At 61.9% G+C, this 5,853-nt stretch carries 5 protein-coding genes; all 5 read left to right on the top strand.

Going from position 1 to position 5,853, the window contains the following annotated elements:
- Positions 1-73 precede the first annotated feature (73 nt).
- Complete coding sequence (locus KEC56_RS14185; RefSeq protein ID WP_227531393.1) at positions 74-3,001, top strand: CHC2 zinc finger domain-containing protein; 2,928 nt, start codon at positions 74-76, stop codon at positions 2,999-3,001.
- A gap of 131 nt (positions 3,002-3,132) precedes the next feature.
- On the top strand, positions 3,133-4,188 hold the full coding sequence (gene xerC, locus KEC56_RS14180) for a site-specific tyrosine recombinase XerC (RefSeq protein WP_227531392.1): 1,056 nt from the start codon (positions 3,133-3,135) through the stop codon (positions 4,186-4,188).
- Positions 4,189-4,238: 50 nt separating this feature from the next.
- Entirely contained in the window at positions 4,239-4,517 is a 279-nt protein-coding gene (locus KEC56_RS14175) for a CopG family ribbon-helix-helix protein (protein WP_227531391.1), read from the top strand.
- Positions 4,514-4,819 carry a type II toxin-antitoxin system RelE/ParE family toxin gene (locus KEC56_RS14170; protein WP_227531390.1) on the top strand — a complete coding sequence of 102 codons (306 nt, stop codon included), beginning with the start codon at positions 4,514-4,516 and terminating at the stop codon, positions 4,817-4,819. The genes KEC56_RS14175 and KEC56_RS14170 overlap by 4 nt, the downstream gene beginning before the upstream one ends.
- 716 nt (positions 4,820-5,535) lie before the next feature.
- Positions 5,536-5,853, top strand: a 318-nt coding sequence (locus KEC56_RS14165; protein WP_227531389.1) for a hypothetical protein, incomplete at its 3' end; no start/stop codon positions are given.

The following is a 5,853-nucleotide window of genomic DNA, read 5'->3' as shown; positions in this document are numbered from 1 at the left end:
GTATAAGGTATCTAATAAAAACATCAAACGGTAGTTGACAGGTTTTTAAGGGAGCAGCGGTATGAAAGGCAGAATGACCCCGGAAGAGCTGGAACGGCTGAAGCGGGAGGTGTCGCTTGTCACGGTGGCTGAATCACAGGGGCATAAGCTGAAGCGCCAGGGAAAGGACAGCTACGTTTGCCTGTGTCCGTTCCATCAGGAGAAAACGCCTTCCTGCGTCATTACGCCGTCAAAAAACCTGTATCACTGCTTTGGCTGCGGCGCTGCTGGCTCGGTGCTCGACTGGGTGCAGAAGACAGAGCGGCTCACGTATCCGCAAACCCTTATCCGCCTGCGGGAACTGGCCGGCCCGGCGGCCGTGGCGCAACCCCCTTCTTTAGCCGCCGCTGTTGAATCTCCGCGCCAGAATCTCACCGATCTGGATGATGACGGTCAGGCGCTGCTGCATCAGGTGGTGGACTTCTATCACCAGAACCTGCTGGAGAGCATGGAAGGCCAGGAATGGCTGGCGCTGCGCGGGCTGCATCATCCTGAACTCATCACGCACTTCCGGCTGGGGCTGGCCGGCACGCACGGCGTGGCCGGGGTGCTGCCGTCGCCGCACTCAAACGCCGGTAAAGCCCTGCGCAGCCGCTTAACCGCGCTCGGCGTGGTGCGTGAGTCAAACCGACAGGATCACTTCCGGGGCTGCCTGGTGGTGCCGGTGGTCGGCTGGTCTGAAAGCCATGACGTGGCCGCGCGGGGCCGGGTGTTGCAGTTGTACGGCCGCCGCACAATGGCAGATCACAAAATCAAACTCACCAGCCCGAAGCACCTGTATCTGCCCTCGCCGCTCGTCGGCGTCTGGAACGAGCAGGCGCTTGCGACCTCAGGCGAGGTGATCCTGTGTGAGGCGCTTATCGACGCCATGACCTTCTGGTGCGCGGGTTATCGCAACGTTATCGCGGCTTACGGCGTCAACGGCTTTACGGCGTCGCACCTGGCGGCGCTCACGTATCACGGTGTGAAACGGGTGCTTGTCGCCTTCGACCGGGATGCGGCCGGAGACAGCGGCGCGGAGTTGGTCGCGCAGGCGCTGCACGGTGCCGGGATCGAGGCCTGGCGGGTGCGCTTCCCGCAGGCTCTGGATGCGAACAGCTACGCCCTGAAAAGCGGTAACGCCGAAAAGGCGCTGGGTCTGGCGCTGGAGCAGGCGGTGAGGATGGCGCCCGCCACGCAGCCGGCGCCGGGCGAAAACGCCCCTTCTTTAGCCGCCCGACCGGCTCCGCAGCCCGCACCGTTGCCCGCTGCTGTGGCACCGGCTGCGGCCACGCCGGTGGCCTGTGAGGTGACGCCCGCCGGAGAACTGCTGTTACGCAGCGGCCCGCGCGTGTGGCGGGTGCGCGGCTGGCAGAAGAACACGCTGGCTGAGGTGATGAAGGTCAACGTGCAGGTACTGGACGAGAGCACCGGCGCGTTCCATGTGGACAGCTTCGACATGTACCACGCAAAGCAGCGCCAGGCGTATGTAAGCACGGCGGCGTCAGAGCTTGCCTGTGAAGTCACAGTGATAAAGCGCGAGTGCGGCCGCGTGTTGCTGGCGCTGGAACAGAAACAGGACGAACAGCGCCAGGCAGCAGACACTGCGCAGGAATCTGTGGCGGTGACGGTATCGGGAGACGATGAACAGGCGGCGCTTGAGTTGCTCAAATCTCCGGACCTGGCAGAGCGTATCGTGGCTGACCTGGCGGCCTGCGGCGTGGTGGGTGAAAGCAGCAATCTGCTGACCGGGTATCTGGCAGCCACCTCGCGCAAGCTGGACAGGCCGCTGGCCGTGCTTATCCAGTCCTCGTCTGCGGCGGGCAAGTCCAGCTTAATGGATGCGGTGCTGGGGCTGATACCGGAGGAAGAGCGGGTGCGGTACAGCGCCATGACCGGGCAGAGCCTGTATTACCTGGGCGAAACCTCGCTGCAACACAAAATCCTCGCCATCGCGGAGGAAGAAGGCGTGCGCCAGGCGGCGTATGCGCTCAAGCTGTTGCAGAGCGACGGGGAACTGAAAATCGCCTCAACCGGCAAGGATGAGCAGAGCGGCGAACTGGTCACAAGGGAATACAACGTGCAGGGGCCGGTGATGCTGATGTTAACCACCACGGCCAGCGACGTGGACGAAGAGCTGCTCAACCGCTGCCTGGTGCTGACGGTGAACGAGAGCCGCGAGCAGACGCAGGCCATACACGCGCAGCAGCGCCGGGCGCAGACGCTGGAAGGGCTGCTGGCATCGAGTGAAAAGCAGTACCTGACCACGTTACACCAGAACGCGCAGCGGCTGCTGCGGCCGCTGAAGGTGGTCAACCCGTTCGCGGAGCAGCTTACCTTCCTCTCCGACAAAACGCGCACCCGGCGCGACCACATGAAATACCTGACGTTAATCCAGGCGGTGGCGCTGCTGCATCAGTACCAGCGGGAGGTGAAGAAAACCACGCATCGCGGCCAGACTATCGAGTATATCGAGGTCCGGAAAAGCGACATCCGGCTTGCCAATCAACTGGCGCATGAAGTGCTGGGCCGGACGCTGGACGAAATGCCGCCGCAGAGCCGCAAGCTGCTCATCCTGCTGTACGGCTGGGTTCAGGACACGGCACGGCAGCAGGCCGTGAAGCCGGACGAGCTGCACTTCACGCGGCGTAACGTGCGCAGAGCGCTGGGCTGGGGAGATACCCAACTGAAAATCCATCTTGGCAGGCTGGTTGAACTGGAATATCTGCTGCTGCACCGGCGTGGACTGACCCATGAATATCAGTTGCTGTGGGATGGCGGCAGCGGTGAGGAAAGCCACCTGTGTGGTCTGCTGAACGTGGATGATAACGAGGGCGGTGCGTTCCGGTCGGGGCCGGAAGATAAGCGGGCGGGTATCAGTCGGGGTATGGTCGGTAGTCAGTCGGACAGCCATAATACCCTCTCAGCCCATGTGGCACAGGGCCAGGAGGAAAATCCGGCCGGAAAAACGAAAACGCAGTAATAAGGGAAAAATAAAACGGTACCGCCGCCCTCACCCCCGTTAACCCGTCCGGCTTCCTCTGTCCCGGAACAACCTTCTTCTTAGCCGCCTGCGCTCACAGGCAGCAACCATCCTGACAACGGAGCGTCACCATGACTTACCGCAGACCCCCCTCAAACCGCAGACCCCGTAAGGATGCGCTGCTCACCGTCGATGACATCTACCGCCAGCCGGTGGGGCCGGCCTCCGACCCGAAAAGCCTGTATGCGCTGCTGCTGCGGTTCGTGACGTGGCGGCGTGAGCGTAACTGGTCAGAAACCACGCTGAAAGTGCAGACGCATCACAGCTACCGCTTTATCTGCTGGGCGAACGAACGGGGCATCAGCTATGCGGCCGAGGTCACGCGCCCGTTGCTGGAACGCTACCAGCGCTGGCTGTATCAGTACCGTAAGGGCAACGGTGAAGCGCTGACCAGCCGCACTCAGCGAACGGCGGTACAGCCGTTGCAGGTGTGGTTCCGCTGGATGACGCAGCAGCACCTGCTGCTGGCGAACCCCGCCGCAGACCTGGAGCTGCCGAGGCTGGAGAAGCGCCTGCCACGCACGATACTCAGCGTGGAGCAGGTGGAAGACGTGCTGAGCCAGTGTGACCTGACGACGCTTCAGGGTATCCGTGACCGGGCGTTACTGGAACTGCTGTGGTCAACGGGTATCCGGCGCGGCGAGGTGGAAAGACTGAAGGTGTGCAGCGTGGATGCAGGCAGGAAGATACTGACCATCATCCAGGGCAAGGGAAAGCAGGACAGGATAGTGCCGGTGGGTGAGCGTGCGCTGTGGTGGGTGAACCGCTGGCTGCATCACGTGCGCCCGGAGGTGCTGGTCAACCCGGACTGTAAGGCGCTGTTCCTGGCAATGGATGGCGTGGCAGGCCTGACGGTGAACGGCATTACGCAGGTGGTGGTGCAGTACCTGAGAGCGTGCGGCATAGAGAAAGGAAGCTGCCACCTGTTCCGTCACGCGATGGCGACGCAGATGCTGGAGAACGGCGCGGACCTGCGCTGGATACAGGCGATGCTGGGGCACCGCAGCGTGGAAAGCACGCAAATCTACACGCATGTGAGCATCCGGGCGTTGCAGGCGGTACACAGTTCAACCCATCCGGCAGAGCAGCGTTCAGATGACACATTTAACGGGATAGAGGAAAAGTAATGATAAGGTATATACTCTGTAAGTACTTAAGTGGAAGTGAGGAAAGCATAATGTCGAAAGAAGCAGTGTTCACAATGAAGCTGGAAAGCTCCCTGCGGGAAGGCTTCATCGCAGCGGCGAAAGCCAGTCACCGTCCGGCCTCACAGGTGATGCGTGAACTGATGCGCGAATACATCCAGCGTCAGGACGCCAGCCGCGCTTACGATGAGTATCTTGCCCGGAAAGTGGAGAAAGGACGGCAATCCATCCGGGCAGGTGAAGGTGTGGATAATGAAGACGTAGAAAAGCTGTTCAGGGAACGCCGGGCAAAACAGGCAGGTAAGAAGTGAAGGTACTCTGGACCGCAGAAGCACTACAGGACCGTACAGCCATCTGGGAATACCTGGTGGAAAGAAACCCGCAGGCAGCGGTTGAACTGGATGAGCGGTTCAGTGAGTCGGCATCACGGCTGGCAGAGCATCCGCAGATGGGCGTGGGGGGACAGATAAACGGCACACGAGAGCTTGTTCCCCATGAGCACTACAGGCTTATCTATGAGCTGGATGAGGAAAGAGAGACGGTATGGATAGTGACGTTGATCCACACTGCACGTTGCTGGCCGCCGGTATCAGCGGACAGGCCGCAGGGTTAGCGGGCGGCGTCTGTGAACCTGTCGGGAAGGAGGTTCGGCAGAGCGCGCCTTCCCTGGCGCGATCTGCCTGCTGTAATGCCGTGCCACGCGGGGTAAATGGCCGCGCAGCGGCGCGGCTGCTGTGGCATCTGCCTGTGCGGTGCGGCCGCTGTCCGGCCATTCACCATAATGCGGGAGATTATACGCACTCTCGCGGCCATCCGGGCCGCTCCTTCCGGGCAGTGTCACGCGCTCGTATGCGTCTAATCTGCATTATGGCTTGCCGCCACCGCGCCAGGCAGCGGGAGCGGCCGCCATCCCTGGCGGCGCCGGCCACGGTGCTCAAACTCAGCAAACGGCCAGGCGTTGTCGGCCTGCGGCCTACGCTTAAAGGGCTTCATGCCCGCCCGGCTGCGTCTGGCTGCGGCGGCTCATGCCGCGCCAGGGGCAGCGCGTCACTCGTTCCCGCCTCGCCAGCTTCCGCTCCCGCCCTGGTCCGCGTTGTCATGCAAAACCAAACCCCGGTCAGCCAGCAGTGGAACAGAGCGCCGTACCGGCGCTTACGGGCCTCGCCAGCCCGTACCCGGCAGGCCCTTCACCGGGCCGCAGACAAGCTGCGCCCCGGCTCAGCGCCCGGAGTTCGCCAGTTGAAAGCGGGAAGCCAAACGGCTGTCAGGCTGCTAAGATGCGCGTCAGGACGAAACAGGGAGCGCAGAATGGGTCGGCTAAGGAAAGTTGTGGCGTGGCTGCTGTGCCTGGTGATGCTCAGCAGTGCGGTAGCGTGTACGGGCGAAAAAAGCGCGTCGGGGCAAAAAGTTAGCGGCGTGAAAACGCCTCAGCAAAACTCGACTCCAAGCCCCGGAAAGCACAGGGAAAAAGCGGTTGCGGTGAGGGACGGCGCGCCGGGGAACATTGTTGTTGAGAATAACCTGCTTGGCGGTAACGAAGAGAGCCAGACGAAGTTCGTACAGGAGCATGGAAAGAATATAGCGTCCTGTGCTGATAATCCGGGTTCAGCATCGTGTCAGAAAGGACTGGCGATGCAGGATGCGCTG

The sequence above is a fragment of the Microbacterium tenebrionis genome (genome assembly GCF_020682665.1).
GTDB lineage: Bacteria > Actinomycetota > Actinomycetes > Actinomycetales > Microbacteriaceae > Microbacterium > Microbacterium tenebrionis.
Note: the sequence above shows the minus strand (reverse complement) of the source record. Positions and strands in the feature narration are given on the sequence as shown.